Raw genomic sequence first — 16,623 nt, forward strand, 5'->3', positions numbered from 1 at the left:
CGGGCGTCCCGGGCGTCACCCCTCCCTCACGGCGCGGGTGCGCCCGGCTGGGTCCGGGGGATGCCCGAGGTGAAGAAGAGGGCGACGGCGGAGGCCGCGGCGAGGATCGCGAGGGCGGCGCGGAGGCCGTCGAGGCGGGCGGCGGCGTTGAGCTCCAGGGCGGCGTCGGTGACCTCGGGGCTGACGCCGGCGTCGTCGAGGGCAGTGGTGAGCTGGGCGTCGGAGAGGAACGGGACGCCGCTCTCCAGTTGGACGGAGGCGGTGCTCTTGACGTCGCTGGGGATGGCCGGGTTCTGCTCGACGCTGGCCAGGAAGGAGGAGGTGAGCGCCGCGATCATGAGGGAGCCGGCCAGGGCGGTGCCGATGGAGGCGCCGAGGTTGGTGACGGCGTTCTGGATGCCGCCGACCTCCGCGCTCTGCCGGTCGGGGACGGCGGAGACGGTGACCGAGCCGAGCTGGGAGGCGAGCGCGCCCATGCCGAGGCCGATCAGCAGCAGCGGAAGGGTGACGATCTCCGCGCCCGCGTCGGCGTCGAGGGCCGCCATCAGGACGACCGCCCCGGCGAGCAGCGCGAGCACCCCGAGGCGCACCACCCGGCGGGGCGAGACGTCCGGGAGGAAGCGCGGGATCAGGAGGGCGGCGGCCAGCAGGGTCAGCGACAGCGGCAGGATGCGCGCGCCGGTGGCCAGCGCGGACAGGCCGAGGGCGACGGACAGGTAGAGCGGGACGACGAAGAAGACGCCCATCTGTACGAGGTACTGGAAGAAGAACATGGTCAGGCCGCCGGTGAGCTGCCGGTTGTGCAGCATGTGCGGGTCGATGAGGGGTTCCCTGCCCCGCTTGACCAGCCGGGCCTCCCAGCGCAGGAAGAGCCAGATCAGGAGCAGTCCCGCCAGTCCCGTCCACACGACCATGGACACGCCGAGCCAGGCGGGTGCGCCGGTCTTGGGGCGGACCCAGCCCCATTCGTCGGAGCGCAGCACGCCGTACACGAAGATCCCGAGCCCGGCGGCGGACAGCAGGGCGCCGACGAGGTCGATGCGCGGGCGCTCCTCGGACACGGCGTCGGCGATGGAGCGGGCGAACACGAGGATGACGAGGACCAGGAGCACCTCGCCGGCGAAGACCCAGCGCCAGGAGAAGTAGGTCGTGGCGACGCCGCCGATGAGCGGGCCGAGGGCGATGGCGACGGCACCGGCCGCCGCCACGATGCCGTACGCGAAGGGGCGCCGTTCGGTGGGGAAGTTCCCGGCCACCAGGGCCACGATCGCGGGCATGATGAGCGCCGCTCCGATGCCTTCGAGGAAGGACCAGCCGATCAGCAGCACCGTCAGGTTCGGCGCGAGGGCGGTGGTGAGCGAGCCGACGCCGTAGATGCAGCAGCCGATCATGAAGGCCCTCTTGCGGCCGATCAGCGCCCCCACCTTGCCGCCGGGGATCATGAACATCGCCATGACCAGCGTGTACGCGGTGATGGCGCCCTGGATGCCGGTCACCGTGGTGTCGACGTCGGCGGCCACGGTCGCGATGGACACGTTCATGACGGAGCTGTCGAGCGCCATCAGGAACTGTCCGGACGCGAGGGTCAGGAGGACGGTCAGGGACCCCGGGGGCTTCCCGGCCGAGCGAGCCTTCGGTGTCATGGCGGGATCCTCCCCGCAGGGCCCGCGCCGGACCGGCGAGCCGCGCCGAGCTCACCCGGACGGCGGACGCCGAAGGGCCCGCTGCCCAGGAGGCGGCGGGCCCTTCGTACGAGGAGCGCGGGGGCTGCGGCCGTCAGCCGCTGCCGACGAACAGCACCAGCAGCAGCCAGACCACCGGCGCCGTCGGCAGCAGGGAGTCCAGCCGGTCCATGATGCCGCCGTGGCCGGGCAGCAAGGTGCCCATGTCCTTGATGCCGAGGTCGCGCTTGATCATCGACTCGCCCAGGTCGCCCAGGGTCGCGCTGGCCGCGACCGCGAGGCCGAGGAGCAGGCCCTGCCACCAGGTGCCGTCGTCGATCATGAACTGCATGCACAGCGCGCCGGCCGCCATCGCGAAGGCCACCGCGCCGAGCAGGCCCTCGCGGGTCTTGCCGGGGCTGATGCGCGGGGCCAGCTTGTGCTTGCCGAAGCGCCAGCCGACCGCGTACGCGCCGGTGTCGCTGACCACCGTGAGGATCAGGAAGGTCAGCACCCGCTGCGGGCCGTCGTCGGCGGTCAGCAGCATCGCCACGAAGGTGGCGAGGAACGGCACGTAGAACGCGGCGAAGACGCCCGCCGTTACGTCCTTCAGATAGCCCTCGGGCGGTTCCGTCATGCGCCACACCAGGACGGCGAGCGCGGTCAGGGCCATGGCGACCCAGGCGCCCTCCGCACCCCGCACGTACCCGGCGACGACCATGGCGGCGCCGCCGATCGCGAGCGGGACCAGCGGGGCCTTGATGCCCTTGCGCTCCTGAAGGCGGGAGGTGAGCTCCCACAGTCCGACCACCACGGCGACCGTTATCACGCCGACGAAGGCCGGCTTCCAGATGAACAGCGACGCGACGATGACGGCGCCGAGGCCGAGGCCGACCCCTATGGCCGCGCCCAGGTCACGGCCCGCGCTCTTCTTCTGCCGCGGCTGCTGCCGGGGCGAAGGCGCGGGGGTGGGCTGGGACGGGCTGGACATGGGCTCCTGCGGGTGCTCGTGCGGCGTCTCGTCATGGAACAGGGGACCGCCCTGCTGGGCGGCCCCCCGGTCGTGATCGTCCTGGTTGTCGCCGGCGGGAACGTCGTCGGACACGATGGGCATGGGCCGAGTCTGCGCCGCCCGCCGCCCTTCGTAGGCGGGACCCGCCGGGGCAGGCCCCTGGTCGGGTCCCCCGAAGCCGGTTCCGGCCGGGGCCCCCCAGGAAGAGTCGTTCATCAGACCTCGAGGAGCTCGGCTTCCTTGTGCTTCAGCAGCTCGTCCACCTGCGCGACGTACTTCGCGGTGGTGTCGTCGAGCTCCTTCTCGGCGCGGCGCACCTCGTCCTCGCCGGCCTCCTTGTCCTTGACCAGCTTGTCGAGGGCGTCCTTGGCCTTGCGGCGCACGGAGCGGATGGAGACCTTCGAGTCCTCGGCCTTGGTCTTCGCGACCTTGACGTACTCGCGGCGGCGCTCCTCCGTCAGCTCGGGGAACGTCACACGGATGATGTTGCCGTCGTTGCTGGGGTTGACGCCCAGGTCCGAGTCGCGGATGGCCTGCTCGATGTTGCGCAGCGCGCTCTTGTCGAACGGGGTCACCACGGCCATGCGCGGCTCCGGCACCGAGAACGACGCCAGCTGGTTGATGGGCGTGATGGCGCCGTAGTAGTCGGCCACGATCTTGTTGAACATCGCCGGGTGCGCACGGCCGGTGCGGATCGCGGCGAAGTCCTCCTTGGCGACCACGACCGCCTTCTCCATCTTCTCCTCGGCCTCGAGGAGGGTCTCTTCGATCACCACTTGCTCCTGCGTGTCGTCGCGTTGTGTCCTGCACGGTGGTACGACCGGCAGGGCTCTGTCCATCCCCTCGCGGGGCGGTTCCCGGTTCGGGTCAGGCCCGGGTGCCCTGGTCGCTCACGAGAGTGCCGATCTTCTCACCCTTGACCGCGCGCGCGATATTGCCCTCGGCGCGGAGTTCGAAGACGAGGATCGGGAGGTTGTTGTCCCGGCACAGCGTGATGGCGGTGGCGTCGGCGACCTTGAGGTCGCGGGAGAGCACCTCGCCGTACTCCAGCGCGTCGAACTTGACCGCGTCGGGGTTGGCCTTCGGGTCGGAGTCGTAGACCCCGTCGACACCGTTCTTGCCCATCAGCAGGGCCTCGGCGTCGATCTCCAGCGCGCGCTGCGCGGCGGTGGTGTCGGTGGAGAAGTACGGCATGCCCATGCCGGCGCCGAAGATGACGACGCGGCCCTTCTCCAGGTGGCGCACGGCGCGCAGCGGGATGTACGGCTCCGCGACCTGGCCCATGGTGATGGCGGTCTGGACGCGGGAGTCGATGCCCTCCTTCTCCAGGAAGTCCTGGAGGGCGAGGCAGTTCATCACGGTGCCGAGCATGCCCATGTAGTCCGAGCGGGCCCGGTCCATGCCGCGCTGCTGGAGCTCGGCGCCACGGAAGAAGTTTCCTCCGCCGATCACGATCGCGATCTCCGCGCCGTCGCGGACCACGGCGGCGATCTCACGCGCGATGGCGTGCACGACGTCCGGGTCGACCCCCAGGCCGGTACCGCCGGAGAAGGCTTCTCCGGACAGCTTCAGCATGTAGCGGCCGGTCTTCTTGCCGTTGTTGTCGTCGCCCTGTGCGGCGGCGCCCTGATTCATGGAGGTCTCCTCGTGCACATACGAAGAAGGCCATTGCCTGGGGTCCTTGCGGCTTCCCGTACGGCAATGGCCTCCTCGTCAGATCTGCGGCCGTCCGACGCGAACGCGGGCGGCTGCCTCAGACCCTACCGGGGTCCGGTGTCCGTTGCTGACGGACTCAGATGCCGACCTTGATGCGGGCGAAGCGCTTCAGGGTGACACCGGCCTCGTCCAGGACCTTCTGGACGGACTTCTTGTTGTCAAGGGCGTACGGCTGGCCGAGCAGCGTCGCGTCCTTGAAGAAGCCGTTGAGACGACCCTCGACGATCTTGGCGATCGCGGCCTCGGGCTTGCCCTCGGCGCGGGTGGTCTCCTCGGCGATGCGACGCTCGGACTCGACGACGTCGGCCGGGATCTCGTCCTTGGTCAGGTACTTCGGGGCGAACGCGGCGATGTGCTGCGCGACACCCTTCGCGACCTCGGCGTTCTCCTTGTCCAGCTCGACCAGGACACCGATCTGCGGGGGCAGGTCGGGCATGGTGCGGTGCATGTACGCGGAGACGTAACCGTCGGCGAACTGCGCGAAGCGGTCGAGGACGATCTTCTCGCCGAGGTTGGCGTTGGCCTCGTCCACGAAAGCCTGGACGGTCTTGCCGGGCTCGATCTCGGAGGCGAGCAGCGCCTCGATGTCGGCCGGGGCGGTGGCGGCGACGTGCGCGGCCAGCGCGTTGGCGACGGCGAGGAACTTGTCACCCTTGGCGACGAAGTCCGTCTCGCACTTCAGCTCGACGATCGTGCCGGCGGTGTTGTCGTCCGCGATGAGGGAGACCACGGCGCCGTTCTCGGCGGAGCGGCCCTCACGCTTGGCGACACCCTTCTGGCCCTTGATGCGCAGGGCCTCTACGGCCTTGTCGACATCGCCGTCGGCCTCGTCCAGGGCCTTCTTGCAGTCCATCATGCCGGCGCCGGTGAGCTCGCGGAGCTTCTTGACGTCAGCGGCGGTGTAGTTCGCCATGAGTCTGTTTCTCTCTCGAAGTCTGAAAGATCGGGCGGGTCCACGGGGGGACGGCGGGGGCTTCGTGGGCCCCCGCCGTCTTCACCCGAAGGACCTCAGGGTCCTGAAGGGTCAGGCCTGCTCGGCGTCGGCGGCCGGAGCCTCGACGACAGCCTCGGCGTCCGCGGCCGGAGCCTCGGCGACGACCTCGGCGGCGGCGTCGGCAGCCTCGGCGTCCGCGACCTTCTCGGTCTCGGCGGAGGTCTGGACCTCGGCCTCGTCGGCCTTCTTCTCACCCGTCAGCAGGTCGCGCTCCCACTCGGCGAGGGGCTCGCCGGCGGCCTTCTCGCCCGGCTTCGAGTCGCCGGTCGCGGCGCCGGAGCGGGCGATGAGGCCCTCGGCGACGGCGTCGGCGATCACGCGGGTGAGCAGGGTGACGGAGCGGATCGCGTCGTCGTTGCCCGGGATCTTGTAGTCGACCTCGTCGGGGTCGCAGTTGGTGTCGAGGATCGCGACGACCGGGATGTGGAGCTTGCGCGCCTCACCGACGGCGATGTGCTCCTTCTTGGTGTCGACGATCCAGACGGCGCTCGGCACCTTCTGCATCTCGCGGATACCACCGAGGGTCTTCTCCAGCTTGGCCTTCTCGCGGGAGAGGACCAGGAGCTCCTTCTTGGTGAGACCGGAGGCGGCCACGTCCTCGAAGTCGATCTGCTCGAGCTCCTTGAGGCGCTGCAGACGCTTGTAGACGGTGGAGAAGTTGGTGAGCATGCCACCCAGCCAGCGCTGGTTGACGTACGGCATGCCGACGCGCGTCGCCTGCTCGGCGATGGCCTCCTGCGCCTGCTTCTTCGTACCCACGAACATGATGGAGCCGCCGTGCGCGACGGTCTCCTTGACGAACTCGAAGGCGCGGTCGATGTACGACAGCGACTGGAGCAGGTCGATGATGTAGATGCCGTTGCGCTCGGTGAAGATGAAGCGCTTCATCTTCGGGTTCCAGCGACGGGTCTGGTGACCGAAGTGGACGCCGCTCTCCAGCAGCTCCCGCATCGTGACGACGGCCATGGCCATCTCCTTGGTTTCTCGGTTGTGTTCCTGACGCCCCGGCGCGCCGTGCCACGAGGGACCGAAAGGCGCTGCCATCCGTCACGGAGACCGATGGCGGGGCGTGCGAAGTCGACCCGGTGACCCGAGTCGCCATGGAAAGTGTACGGGACCCCGGAGGCGGCGGGTGACGGCGCTGTCCACAACCGCCCGGTCGTCCACAGATCCGGGCCGTCCCGGTGCGGGCGGCGACGGGCCGGGCAGCCTGCTGCCATGCGCCCTGTCACGCTGCTCCTGCTGCCCTTGTTGTCCCTGCTCACGGCCGTCTGGCCGGTCGGGCCGCCCCGCCCCGAGGTCCTGCGCGGCTTCGAGCCGCCGCCCGGTCCGTACGCGGCCGGTCACCGCGGCGTCGATCTCGCGGCCCCGCCGGGCACCCCGGTGGCGGCCCCCGCCGCGGGCACGGTCGCCTTCGCGGGCCCGGTCGGCGGCCGGGGCGTCCTCACCCTCATCCTCACGGGCACCGGCCTGCCGCCCCTGCGGACGACGTACGGGCCGGTGGAGCCCCTCGTCGAGGCCGGTACCGCCGTCCGCCCGGGCGAGGTGGTGGCCCGGGTCGCCGCGGGCGGGCACTGCCCACGGTCCTGCCTGCACTGGGGCCTGCTGCGCGGCAGCCGCTATCTGGACCCGCTGGCACTGCTGCGCGGCGGCCGGCCCCGGCTCCTGCCGACGACCGGACCGATGGTCCCGTCGGTGCCCACGCCCCTGCCTGTGACCCTGTCGGCCGCCGGGCCGACGCCCCGGGGTCAGACGCCGCGGACTCCGCCGAGGGCCATCGAGACCGCCGCCTCGGCGATGACCGCCGGGTCCTCGGCCGCGCCCAGCTCGATACGGCGCACCGCCGCGTCCACCACGCCCTGGAGGAGCATCGCCTCCAGGCGGGGCTGAGGGCGGCCCAGGGCGCCGAGGGCGTCGACGATCATGGTGACCAGGCCGCCGTGCGCGGCACGGATCTTCTCGCGGGCGCCGTCGTCCAGCTCGCTCGCGGAGATCGCGACGACCGCGCGGTGGCGCCGGTCTCCGACGAGCTCCAGCTGGGTGCGCACATAGGCCTCGACCTTGCCCTCGGCGGTCGGGGCCGCGGCCATGGCGGCCTCGACCTCGGCGGCCCAGACCGGGAAGTCGACGGCGCACAGCTCCTCGACCACCGCCCCGCGGGAGCGGAAGTACTCGTAGACCGAGGAGCGGGCCAGGCCCGTGCGCTCGGCGAGGGCGGGGAAGGTCAATGCCTCCGTCCCGCCTTCGGACAGCAGGGATCGCGCGGCGTCCAGCAGGGCGCCTCGCTGCATCGTCCGGTGCTCGGCCACCGAGGCCGCTCGAATCCTTGGCACGGACCCACTCTACGGCGGGACCGGGCCGCCCGGTCAGCGCCCTACGTCGGCCAGCTTGGCGCGCAGCTGGAGGACGGACTTGGTGTGGATCTGACTGACCCGGCTCTCGGTGACGCCGAGGACGTGCCCGATCTCGGCGAGGGTGAGGCCCTCGTAGTAGTAGAGCGTGACGACGGTCTTCTCCCGCTCGGGGAGGGTGTTGATCGCCCGCGCGAGGAGTCGGCGCAGCTCACGGCCCTCGGCGACCTCGACGGGGTTGTCGGCGGCGGTGTCCTCGAGGGTGTCCATGAGGGAGAGCCGGTCACCGCCCTCGCCGCCGACGTGCAGCAGCTCCTCCAGGGCGACCACGTTGGCCAGGGACAACTGGCTGAAGACGGAGTGCAGTTCCTCCAGGGTGACGCCCATCTCCGCCGCGACCTCGGGCTCGGACGGGGTGCGCCGCAGCTGCGCCTCCAGGGTGGCGTAGGCCCGTTCGACGTTGCGGGCCTTCTGACGCACGGAGCGGGGGATCCAGTCCAGGGCCCGGAGTTCGTCGATCATCGCGCCGCGGATGCGCGTGATGGCGTAGGTCTCGAACTTGATGGCCCGCTCGACGTCGAACTTCTCGATCGCGTCGATGAGCCCGAAGACCCCGGAGGAGACGAAGTCGGCCTGCTCGACGTTGGAGGGCAGGCCGACGCTGACGCGTCCGGCGACGTACTTCACGAGGGGCGAGTAGTGCAGGATCAGCTGCTCCCGCAGCCGCTCGTCGCCGCTGTCCTTGTACGAGCGCCACAGCTCGTCGAGCGAGGTCGGTGCGGGCGGTCGCACGGTGCCCCGGGCTGCTGGGGGCACCGCAGCGCGGTCAGACCCGGAGGTGTGCTGGGGCATGCGTCGCCTTGAGCCGTTCTGCTGTCGGGTGTGAAGTCGAGTGTGAAGGAGGAGGTCCGTCGGTCGGGCGGGGGATTCTTGTGAGCGTAGCGTGAGTGGGCTGTCGCGGTGCGCGAACATCGGGGGATCGCGCCGCTCCGGGTGGGCACCGTCGGCCACACCTTCGAACGGGGGCCGAGGCGCGCGTCGGCCCCTCGGGTGTGCCCGAGAGAACTCGATTGCTCATCCCCGTCACCCTTTCACCCGAATGCTCCAGGTCAAGTACCGCCATGCCGGGTGTTCGAGGCTTCTGTCCTCGTGTTCGTCAACTGCCAGTCGTCCCGGCGTCGTTCGACGAACCCCAGGGAGTGGAGTTCGTACAGCTTGGCGAGGGTGTGGTCGGGGTGCCCGCCGGCGCGTGCGGCGATCTCGGCCAGCGGGGCGGGACTTCGCCCGGGCAGCGCTTCGAGGACCCGGGCGGTGTCGGGGGCGAGCAGGTCGCGCGGCAGCACGGGGCCTCGGCGCGTCGGGGCGAGCTGTCCGATGGCGCCGACCAGTTCGACGACCTCGGCGGCGTCGGTGACGAGGGTGGCCTCGCCGCGCAGGAGTTCGTGGACCCCCGCGGAGAGTCCGCTGGTGACGGGGCCTGGGACGCCCATGACGTACCGCCCGAGCCGGGCCGCGGCGCGGGCGGTGACCAGGGAGCCGCTGCGGTACTCGGCCTCGACGACCACCGTGCCGCGGGTGAGGGCGGCGATGACGCGGTTGCGCAGCACGAACCGGCTGCGGGTCGGGTGGGCGCCGGGCGGGAGTTCGCCGACGACCAGACCCTGTTCGGCGATGCGGCGGATGAGGCCGGCGTGGCCGGGCGGGTAGGGCACGTCGACCCCGCAGGCCAGGACGGCGACGGTGGCGCCGCCGGAGCCGAGGGCGCCCCGGTGGGCGGCGCCGTCGACGCCGAAGGCCGCTCCGGAGGTGACGACCCAGCCGCGCTCGGCGAGCCCGGCGGCGAGGGTGGCGGCGGTGTGGGCCCCGTAGGGGGTGCAGGCGCGGGCGCCGACGACGGCGACCGAGCGCAGGGCCCAGCCGCGCAGGTCGGCCGGCCCGCGCGTCCAGAGGCCGACGGGGCGGGCGTCCGCCAGGTCGTCGAGCTGGCGCGGCCACTCGGGGTCGCCGGGGACCAGGAAGCGTCCGCCGAGCCGGGCGAGGAGGTCGAGGTCCCGCTCGGGTGCGGCGGTGCGGGCCCGGCGCCGCCAGCCGTCGACGCGCCGGGCCCCGGTCCCGGGGAAGGCGTCGGGGCCCGGCTCGCGGTCCTCCCGGAGCAGCCGCAGCAGGCCGGTGGCCCCGTGGCGGCGCAGGGCGCGGCCCGCGTGCTCGTCGCCCGGTTCGACGACGTGGGTGAGGGCGGCGCGGGCGAGGCGGTCCGGCTCCCGGGCGGTCATCGCCGCTCCCCCGCGCCGACGGGGACGCCCCGGGCGATCCCGGTGCGCAGTTCGAGGGCGAGCGCGAGGTCGTCGGCGCCGGGGCGGGCGTGGCCCGCGAGGTCGGCGACGGTCCAGGCCACCCGGAGGACCCGGTCGAGGCCGCGGGCGGTGAGCAGGCCCCGTTCGATGTCGCGTTCGGCGGCGGCGAGGGCGCCGGGTTCGGTGACGTACCGGGTGCGCAGCTCGTGGCCGGGGACCTCGCTGTTGACGGTCCAGGGGGTGCCGTCGAGGCGGGCGGCGGCGCGGGCCCTGGCCTCGCGGACGCGGTCGGCGACGGTGCGGCTCGGCTCGCCCCGGCCGCCCTGGCCGAGGAGGTCGGAGCGGGTGACGGGCTCGACCTCGACGCGCAGGTCGACGCGGTCGAGCAGGGGTCCGGAGAGCCGGGCCTGGTAGCGGCGGATGAGGGAGGCGGGGCATTCGCAGCCGGCGCCGTGGAGGGTGTGGCGGCCGCAGGGGCAGGGGTTGGCCGCGAGGGCGAGGAGGAAGCGGGCGGGGAGGCGGACGACGCCGGCGGCCCGGGCGATGACGACATGGCCGGACTCGAGGGGCTGGCGCAGGGCGTCGAGGGACTTCGTGGAGAACTCGGGCGCCTCGTCGAGGAAGAGCACGCCCCGGTGGGCGAGGGAGACCGCGCCGGGGCGGGGCAGTCCGTTGCCGCCGCCGACGAGGGACTGCATGGTCGCGGAGTGGTGGGGTGCGCAGTAGGGCGGGCGGTGGACGAGGGGTTCGCCGGGCGGGAGGATCCCGGCGACCGAGTGGACGGCGGTGACTTCGAGGGATTCGTGGCGGGTGAGCGGCGGCAGGATGCCGGGGAGCCGCTCGGCGAGCATGGTCTTGCCCGCGCCGGGCGGTCCGGAGAGCAGCAGGTGGTGGCCGCCGGCGGCGGCGATCTCCAGGGCCCGGCGGGCGGTGTGCTGTCCGGCGACGTCGGCGAGGTCGGGTCCGTCGGCGGGGTCGGCGGAGAGTCCGGTGCCGACGCCGGCGCCGGGGACGAGGAGTCCGGCGAGCATGGGGTCGGGGCGGCCCGCCTCCAGGGGCTCTTCGTCGGGGAGGGGTTCGTCGGAGAGGACGGCGATGAGCTGGCGCAGGCTGCGGACGCCGAGGACGGAGACGCCGGGCACGAGCGCGGCCTCGCCCGCGGTCTGTTCGGGGACGACGACCTGCCGGTATCCGGCGTCGGCGGCGGCGAGCACGGCGGGCAGGACGCCGCGGACGGGCCGGACGCGCCCGTCGAGTCCGAGTTCGCCGATGAGGACGAGGTCGGCGATGCTGCGCGGGTCGATGCGCTCGGCGGCGCCGAGCACGGCGGCCGCCACGGCGAGGTCGAATCCCGAGCCCCCCTTGGGCACGGAGGCGGGGCTGAGGCCGACGGTGAGCTTCTTCTGGGGCCATTCGGCCTGGGAGTTGACGATCGCGGCGCGGACCCGGTCGCGGCTCTCGGTGAGGCTCTTGTCGGGGAGGCCGACGAGGGTGAAGGCGGCGACGCCGGCTTCGAGGTCGGCCTGGACCTCGACGACGACGCCTTCGACGCCGACCAGGGCGACGGAGCAGGTGCGGGCGAATCCCATCACGCCACCCCCTGGGCGTGGGTGAGGACGGGTGCGCCGCGGCGGGGCAGCAGGACACCGACGAGGTCGATGCGGACGCCTCCCCCGGCGGGTGGGCCGCCGTGCCGGTCGAGCCAGCAGGCGGCGAGGCGCCGCAGGCGCTCGGCCTTGCGCGGGGTGACGGCTGCCATCGGGTGCTCGAAGGCCCCCTCGCGCCGGGTCTTGACCTCGCAGACGACGAGGGTGTCGCCGTGGCGGGCGACGATGTCGATCTCTCCGGTGCGGCCGCACCGCCAGTTCCTGGCGAGGACGTGCAGGCCGGCCGCGGTCAGCCGGCGGGCGGCGAGCTCTTCTCCGTACCGCCCGAGGGCTCGGGTCGCGTTCATTCGGTACCACCTCCGTCACCGACTGTGACGGAGGTGGGCGGGCCCGCGTGCGGGGCTGTGGACGGAGGGGGCGCTGTGGAAAACCCGCTCACCCGTGCGGGTGGACCGGCCGGTCGCGGGTCGGGCGCCGGTCAGCTGCCGGGAAGCTCCAGGTCGCTCTTGTTGAGCTCCTCGATGTTCACGTCCTTGAAGGTCAGGACGCGGACCTGCTTGACGAACCTGGCGGGCCGGTACATGTCCCAGACCCAGGCGTCGGCCATCGAGACCTCGAAGAAGACCTCGCCCTGGACCGAGTGCACCTGCATCTCGTAGTCGTTGGTGAGGTAGAAGCGCCGCTCGGTCTCGATCACGTATTTGAACAGCCCGACGACATCGCGGTACTCCCGGTAGAGCTTCAGCTCCATCTCGGTCTCGTACTTCTCGAGGTCCTCGGCGCTCATGGCATGTTCCCCTTCAGCCGTGCGTCCCCCTATTGTGCGCCAGTCGCACGGGCCCCTAAACGATTTCCGGGGCGAGCACGAGCGGCGCGCTGGGAGGTCCTTCATCGAGCAGCGTGCGCAGCAACTCGGCGAGTCTGTCGGGGTACACCGTCTCACGGGCCGCCGACAGTTCGGCGGAAGTCCACCACCTCAGGCCGGCGATGCTGCGGGCCTCCAGTTCGGTGAGGCCCGCGGGGGCGGTGTCCGTCCGGGTGGTACGGGCGAGGAAGTACCACTCGTCCTGGTTCCAGCGGCGCCCGTCGAACGGGAAGGAGCAGGAGCGCCGCCACAGCACGGGGCCGAGTTCGACCTCGGTGATGCCGGTCTCCTCGGCGAGCTCGCGCAGTGCGGCCTCCTCCCGGCTCTCGTCGCCCTCCAGTCCGCCGCCGGGCGTGAACCACCAGGTCCGGTCGGGGTCGTCGGGTTCGAAGCCGTGCAGGAGGAGGATGCGGTCGTCGGGGTCGAGCAGGACGACCCGGGCCACCCGCCGGTTCTCGGTCGCCTCCGTCACGCGCTCACCCTGTCCCTGGTGTTCCCGGCCGCCGGCGCCTGCCGGCGGGCGCCGAGCCGGGAGAGCGGTCCGTGGGCGGCCCCGGCCAGGATCAGTACACACCCGGCGACGATCGCGTAGAAGAGCGGCGCGACGGGCCCGGGGGCGGAGATCCCGCCGGGCAGCGCCTTGAAGCTCGCGGGCCGTTCGAGGACGGTCGGGGAGGGCCAGGCGACGGCGTCGACGCGGCCGACGACGGAGGAGGCCGGCACGGCGCCGTGGGCGGCGTCCTGGAGGTGGGCGCGGGAGTCGACCGAGTTGCGCCGCTCGTCGCCGAGGAGGAACAGCTTCCCGGCCGGGAGGGTGGTCGAGAAGACGTAGTTCGAGCCAGGCTGGCCCTTCGGCAGATACGGTTCGTCGACCGGCTTGCCGTTGATCAGGAGCCGCCCGTCGGTGCCGCAGCAGGCGACGGTGTCGCCGCCGACGCCCACGACCCGCTTGACCATGGTCACGTTGCCCCAGAGCGGGTCGGCGAAGACGACGACGTCGCCGCGCCGGACGTCCGCGCCGTCGATGCGTTCGGCGAGCACCTTGGAGCCGACCGCGAGGGTGGGGGTCATGGAGTCGCTGGGCACCGTGTACGGCTGGTACAGCACGGCCCCGAGCGCGAAGCCGCCGAGGAAGAGCACACAGCCGACGGCCACGGCCAGTCCCGACAGCACGCTGCCGAGACGACCGCGGCCGTCCTTGGTACGCGGATTGACGCTCATGGGCACCTCAGGGGTCCGCGGACCGTCCGTGCGACGGTCCGGGAGGGCACCCTACCCGCGGGTTACTACTCGGCGGTATGGCGTGCGGCCAGCTTCTTCCGGCGCCACAGCACCAGCGGAAGCGCACCGGCGACGCCCGCCGCGCCCGGGGCGACGGCCAGCGCCTGGCTGAGGCCGGGCTGGTCGAAGGTGGCCGGGACCGGCAGGGTGGCCCAGCGGGTCACCGGCCAGGCGATGACGACGGCGCGGCCGACGACCTCGTCGTTGGAGACGGTGCCGCCGCCGGCGAGCTCCTGGTGGTAGCGGGAGTCCAGGGAGTTCTGCCGGTTGTCGCCCATGACCCAGATGCGGCCCTCGGGGACCTTGATCGGGCCGAAGACGGGCTCGCAGGGCACGGAGCCCGGGTACAGGTACGCGGTCTCGTCGAGCTCCTTGCCGTTGACCGTGACCTTGCCGCCCTCCTTGCAGGAGACGGTGTCGCCGCCGACCGCGATGACCCGCTTGATCAGGTCCTTCTCCTCGGCGGACGGCATGAGGCCGATGAAGCTGAGGGCCTTCTGCACGATGTTGGGCTCGGGCGTCTTGCCCTCCTCCAGCCAGCCGCCCGGGTCGTGGAAGACGACGACCTCGCCGCGCTCGGGCTCGGAGCCGAACCACGGGGTGAGCTTGTCGACGAGCACCCGGTCACCGCGCTGGAGGGTGTTCATCATCGAGTCCGAGGGAATCGAGAACGCCTGCACCAGGAAGGTCTTGATCAGCAGCGCGAGGATCAGCGCGATGCCGATCAGCAGCGGCAGCTCCTTCCAGAAGGAGCGCGGCTTCTTCGGGCCCTTGGCGCCGCGGCCGGTGTCCGCGCCGCCGTCGCCGGTGTCGCCGGACGGGGTGGCGTCCTGGTCCGGGCCCTGGTCGGAGCCCGCGTCACCGTTCGGACGGCCCGTGGAGTCATCCGTCATGGCCGCCGCCTGTTGCGCGGGCCGATCGGGCCTCTTCTCGGGCTCGTCGTGTCCGGATCGTGCGCCGACCGCCAAATCCCCCACATCCACTCCTCAATCCGTGCAATCGCCTGTCCCGGAACAGGGACAGGCCCACCACTCCCATAACGAGCGGGAGTTCCGCAGGGGTCGGGAGCCCGGGCAATCCGTTCAGATTGCGCTGGGACACACTATGCGACACACCCCGCGCTTCGGCCCCGTCCACCGCGCCGTCTTCGGGTGACGGGACGGAGGCGAAGGCCGATCGTTCCTCGAGCCGCCGCCAGTGGCCCACGGGCCAGGCGATGACGACGGCCCGGCCCACGACCTGGTCCTCGGAGACGGTGCCGTGGTCCTTCTCGTCCAGGTGGTAGCGCGAGTCGGCGGAGTTCGCCCGGTGGTCGCCCATGACGAAGATCCTTCCCTGCGGGACCTTCACCTCGAAGGGGATCTTCGAAGGTGCGTTCCCCGGGTGCAGGTACGGTTCGTCCAACGGTACGCCGTTGACGGTGATCCGCCCGTCCTCGCCGCAGCACTTCACGGTGTCCCCGCCGACCGCCACCACGCGCTTGATGAGGTCCTGATCGTCGGCCGAGGGCAGCAGTCCGATGAAGGTCAGCGCCTGCTTGACCTGCTTGACGCCCACCGGGTCGTCGGCCGGCGCGGCGGTCTCGTGCTGGAGCCAGCCGCCCGGGTCCTTGAAGACGACGACGTCCCCGCGCTGCGGCCGGGAGCCGAACCAGGGCGTCATCTTGTCGACCAGCACCCGGTCGTCGATCCGGATCGTCTGCTCCATCGAGCCGGACGGGATCACGAAGGCCTGTACGAGGAAGGTCTTGAGGACCAGGGCGATCAGGACGGCCACGGTGACGAGGAGCGGGATCTCCTTGATCGCGGAGCGCCGGCGGCGCCGTTGCACCTTGCGGGCCAGTCTGCGCCGCTCGGCCCGCCCCGGCAGCGCGCGCCCGTCGCGGCCGTCGTCCTCCGGCCCGTGGCCGGTGTCGGCGGCGGTGCCGGGGCCGGGGCCGGGGCCCGTATCGCTGCCCGTGTCCGCGGCGGCGCCGTGGCGCCCGTCGGGCGTCCGGCCCCGCCTACCCATGGCCGCGTCCGGCGTCGCCCGGCGGGGCCGCGCGGCCCGGGGCGCTCCCGGCGTGTCCGCCGCCGGTCCAGTCGGGCACGGCGGCGAAGGCGTCCGTCCCCTGGACGGTGGACCAGCGGCCGAAGGGCCAGCCGATCCAGTCGGCGCGCCCGATGACCTTGTCGACCGGGACCATGCCGCCGCCGGGCTGCCCGAGGTGGTCGCGGGAGTCGCTGGACTGGCTGCGGTGGTCGCCCATGACCCACAGGGTGCCGGGCGGCACCACGATGTCGAACGGCACCTTGGACGGCTGGTCGCCCAGCATCACGTACCGCTCCTGGACGGGGGCGCCGTTGACGCTGATCCGGCCGTCCTTGTCGCAGCAGACCACCCGGTCGCCGCCGGTGCCGACGACCCGCTTCACGAAGTCGGTCTCGTCGGGCTCGGCGAGGCCGAGGGCGGCGGCCGCGTCGTGCAGGGCGCCGGTGACCGGGTTGCCGCCCGGCGCCTGCCGGACGAAGGAGCCGGTGCCGTCGAAGACGACGACGTCACCCCGGCGCGGCTCGTCGCCGAACCGGTACGCCAGCTTGTTGACGAGGATCCGGTCGCCGACCCGGAGGGTGGGTTCCATGGAGCCGCTGGGCACCAGGAAGGGCTGGAGCACGAAGTGGCTGAACAGCAGCAGGAAGACCATGCAGGCCACACCGATCATGCCGGTGCGGCGCCAGGTGAGCGGTCCGGCGGCGGCGAAGGCCCCGGACATGCGCGCGGAGCGCGACCGCTCCTCCTCGTCGGAGGAGCGATCGCGCTCCGTGTGCTGTGCTTCGGTGTCCATCGGGGGCAGAGTTTATCC

Annotated in this window: 17 protein-coding genes and 1 pseudogene; 1 reads left to right on the forward strand and 17 read right to left on the reverse strand. The window is 72.3% G+C overall.

Translation table 11 applies throughout. The features are described from left to right. Window positions 1-26: 26 nt before the first annotated feature. The 6 genes from AB0Q96_RS34125 to rpsB form a co-directional block, all read right to left on the reverse strand. Window positions 27-1,643 carry an MFS transporter gene (locus tag AB0Q96_RS34125; RefSeq protein WP_365332369.1) on the reverse strand — a complete coding sequence of 539 codons (1,617 nt, stop codon included), beginning with the start codon at window positions 1,641-1,643 and terminating at the stop codon, window positions 27-29. Window positions 1,644-1,776: 133 nt separating this feature from the next. Further along, window positions 1,777-2,889: a phosphatidate cytidylyltransferase gene (locus AB0Q96_RS34130; protein ID WP_365332371.1), complete on the reverse strand. Its 1,113-nt coding sequence runs from the start codon at window positions 2,887-2,889 to the stop codon at window positions 1,777-1,779. Continuing rightward, on the reverse strand, window positions 2,889-3,446 hold the full coding sequence (gene frr / locus AB0Q96_RS34135) for a ribosome recycling factor (RefSeq protein WP_329424646.1): 558 nt from the start codon (window positions 3,444-3,446) through the stop codon (window positions 2,889-2,891). The genes AB0Q96_RS34130 and frr overlap by 1 nt, the downstream gene beginning before the upstream one ends. A gap of 94 nt (window positions 3,447-3,540) precedes the next feature. Next, window positions 3,541-4,308 (reverse strand): UMP kinase, encoded by a 768-nt coding sequence (gene pyrH / locus AB0Q96_RS34140; RefSeq protein WP_365332374.1) that lies wholly within the window; start codon window positions 4,306-4,308, stop codon window positions 3,541-3,543. 157 nt (window positions 4,309-4,465) lie between these two features. After that, window positions 4,466-5,302 (reverse strand): translation elongation factor Ts, encoded by an 837-nt coding sequence (tsf, locus tag AB0Q96_RS34145; RefSeq protein WP_361177603.1) that lies wholly within the window; start codon window positions 5,300-5,302, stop codon window positions 4,466-4,468. A 111-nt stretch (window positions 5,303-5,413) separates the two neighbouring features. Further along, window positions 5,414-6,349: a 30S ribosomal protein S2 gene (gene rpsB, locus AB0Q96_RS34150; protein ID WP_365332376.1), complete on the reverse strand. Its 936-nt coding sequence runs from the start codon at window positions 6,347-6,349 to the stop codon at window positions 5,414-5,416. 252 nt (window positions 6,350-6,601) lie between these two features. Here rpsB and AB0Q96_RS34155 point away from each other — a divergent pair. Then, window positions 6,602-6,955 (forward strand): annotated as a pseudogene (locus tag AB0Q96_RS34155) (M23 family metallopeptidase); the annotation flags it as partial. A 176-nt stretch (window positions 6,956-7,131) separates the two neighbouring features. On the opposite strand, the gene AB0Q96_RS34160 reads toward AB0Q96_RS34155, so the two are convergent. The 11 genes from AB0Q96_RS34160 to lepB (AB0Q96_RS34210) all read right to left on the reverse strand — a co-directional run bounded on the left by AB0Q96_RS34160 (window position 7,132) and on the right by lepB (AB0Q96_RS34210) (window position 16,605). Next, window positions 7,132-7,692: a helix-turn-helix domain-containing protein gene (locus AB0Q96_RS34160; protein ID WP_365332444.1), complete on the reverse strand. Its 561-nt coding sequence runs from the start codon at window positions 7,690-7,692 to the stop codon at window positions 7,132-7,134. Window positions 7,693-7,749: 57 nt separating this feature from the next. Further along, window positions 7,750-8,586 carry an RNA polymerase sigma factor WhiG gene (whiG, locus tag AB0Q96_RS34165; protein ID WP_365332378.1) on the reverse strand — a complete coding sequence of 279 codons (837 nt, stop codon included), beginning with the start codon at window positions 8,584-8,586 and terminating at the stop codon, window positions 7,750-7,752. Between the two features lie 257 nt (window positions 8,587-8,843). Beyond that, window positions 8,844-10,007 carry a DNA-processing protein DprA gene (gene dprA, locus AB0Q96_RS34170; protein WP_365332380.1) on the reverse strand — a complete coding sequence of 388 codons (1,164 nt, stop codon included), beginning with the start codon at window positions 10,005-10,007 and terminating at the stop codon, window positions 8,844-8,846. Further along, complete coding sequence (locus AB0Q96_RS34175) at window positions 10,004-11,617, reverse strand: YifB family Mg chelatase-like AAA ATPase (protein ID WP_365332382.1); 1,614 nt, start codon at window positions 11,615-11,617, stop codon at window positions 10,004-10,006. Before AB0Q96_RS34175 ends, dprA begins: the two co-directional genes overlap by 4 nt. Beyond that, entirely contained in the window at window positions 11,617-11,982 is a 366-nt protein-coding gene (locus AB0Q96_RS34180; RefSeq protein ID WP_365332384.1) for a YraN family protein, read from the reverse strand. Before AB0Q96_RS34180 ends, AB0Q96_RS34175 begins: the two co-directional genes overlap by 1 nt. A gap of 131 nt (window positions 11,983-12,113) precedes the next feature. Further along, complete coding sequence (locus tag AB0Q96_RS34185; RefSeq protein ID WP_005311352.1) at window positions 12,114-12,422, reverse strand: DUF2469 domain-containing protein; 309 nt, start codon at window positions 12,420-12,422, stop codon at window positions 12,114-12,116. A 55-nt stretch (window positions 12,423-12,477) separates the two neighbouring features. Beyond that, window positions 12,478-12,972: an NUDIX hydrolase gene (locus AB0Q96_RS34190; protein ID WP_365332386.1), complete on the reverse strand. Its 495-nt coding sequence runs from the start codon at window positions 12,970-12,972 to the stop codon at window positions 12,478-12,480. Continuing rightward, on the reverse strand, window positions 12,969-13,721 hold the full coding sequence (lepB, locus tag AB0Q96_RS34195) for a signal peptidase I (protein WP_365332388.1): 753 nt from the start codon (window positions 13,719-13,721) through the stop codon (window positions 12,969-12,971). The genes AB0Q96_RS34190 and lepB (AB0Q96_RS34195) overlap by 4 nt, the downstream gene beginning before the upstream one ends. 65 nt (window positions 13,722-13,786) lie before the next feature. Then, on the reverse strand, window positions 13,787-14,749 hold the full coding sequence (lepB, locus tag AB0Q96_RS34200; RefSeq protein WP_365332445.1) for a signal peptidase I: 963 nt from the start codon (window positions 14,747-14,749) through the stop codon (window positions 13,787-13,789). Further along, window positions 14,664-15,791, reverse strand: coding sequence for a signal peptidase I (gene lepB / locus AB0Q96_RS34205; RefSeq protein WP_365332390.1), 1,128 nt, complete (start codon window positions 15,789-15,791; stop codon window positions 14,664-14,666). Before lepB (AB0Q96_RS34205) ends, lepB (AB0Q96_RS34200) begins: the two co-directional genes overlap by 86 nt. Further along, complete coding sequence (gene lepB / locus AB0Q96_RS34210; protein WP_365332392.1) at window positions 15,784-16,605, reverse strand: signal peptidase I; 822 nt, start codon at window positions 16,603-16,605, stop codon at window positions 15,784-15,786. Before lepB (AB0Q96_RS34210) ends, lepB (AB0Q96_RS34205) begins: the two co-directional genes overlap by 8 nt. Between the last annotated feature and the right edge of the window lie 18 nt (window positions 16,606-16,623).

Origin of the sequence: Streptomyces sp. NPDC093111, assembly GCF_040683955.1 — a bacterium.
GTDB lineage: Bacteria > Actinomycetota > Actinomycetes > Streptomycetales > Streptomycetaceae > Streptomyces.

What these genes read in the sequence shown, in the direction of transcription:
- AB0Q96_RS34125 (WP_365332369.1), bottom strand. Translation starts at nt 1,643, where the DNA reads ATGACACCGAAGGCTCGCTCGGCCGGGAAGCCCCCGGGGTCCCTGACC.
- AB0Q96_RS34130 (WP_365332371.1), bottom strand. Translation starts at nt 2,889, where the DNA reads ATGAACGACTCTTCCTGGGGGGCCCCGGCCGGAACCGGCTTCGGGGGA.
- pyrH (WP_365332374.1), bottom strand. Translation starts at nt 4,308, where the DNA reads ATGAATCAGGGCGCCGCCGCACAGGGCGACGACAACAACGGCAAGAAG.
- tsf (WP_361177603.1), bottom strand. Translation starts at nt 5,302, where the DNA reads ATGGCGAACTACACCGCCGCTGACGTCAAGAAGCTCCGCGAGCTCACC.
- rpsB (WP_365332376.1), bottom strand. Translation starts at nt 6,349, where the DNA reads ATGGCCGTCGTCACGATGCGGGAGCTGCTGGAGAGCGGCGTCCACTTC.
- whiG (WP_365332378.1), bottom strand. Translation starts at nt 8,586, where the DNA reads ATGCCCCAGCACACCTCCGGGTCTGACCGCGCTGCGGTGCCCCCAGCA.
- dprA (WP_365332380.1), bottom strand. Translation starts at nt 10,007, where the DNA reads ATGACCGCCCGGGAGCCGGACCGCCTCGCCCGCGCCGCCCTCACCCAC.
- AB0Q96_RS34175 (WP_365332382.1), bottom strand. Translation starts at nt 11,617, where the DNA reads ATGGGATTCGCCCGCACCTGCTCCGTCGCCCTGGTCGGCGTCGAAGGC.
- AB0Q96_RS34180 (WP_365332384.1), bottom strand. Translation starts at nt 11,982, where the DNA reads ATGAACGCGACCCGAGCCCTCGGGCGGTACGGAGAAGAGCTCGCCGCC.
- AB0Q96_RS34185 (WP_005311352.1), bottom strand. Translation starts at nt 12,422, where the DNA reads ATGAGCGCCGAGGACCTCGAGAAGTACGAGACCGAGATGGAGCTGAAG.
- lepB (WP_365332388.1), bottom strand. Translation starts at nt 13,721, where the DNA reads ATGAGCGTCAATCCGCGTACCAAGGACGGCCGCGGTCGTCTCGGCAGC.
- lepB (WP_365332390.1), bottom strand. Translation starts at nt 15,791, where the DNA reads ATGGGTAGGCGGGGCCGGACGCCCGACGGGCGCCACGGCGCCGCCGCG.
- lepB (WP_365332392.1), bottom strand. Translation starts at nt 16,605, where the DNA reads ATGGACACCGAAGCACAGCACACGGAGCGCGATCGCTCCTCCGACGAG.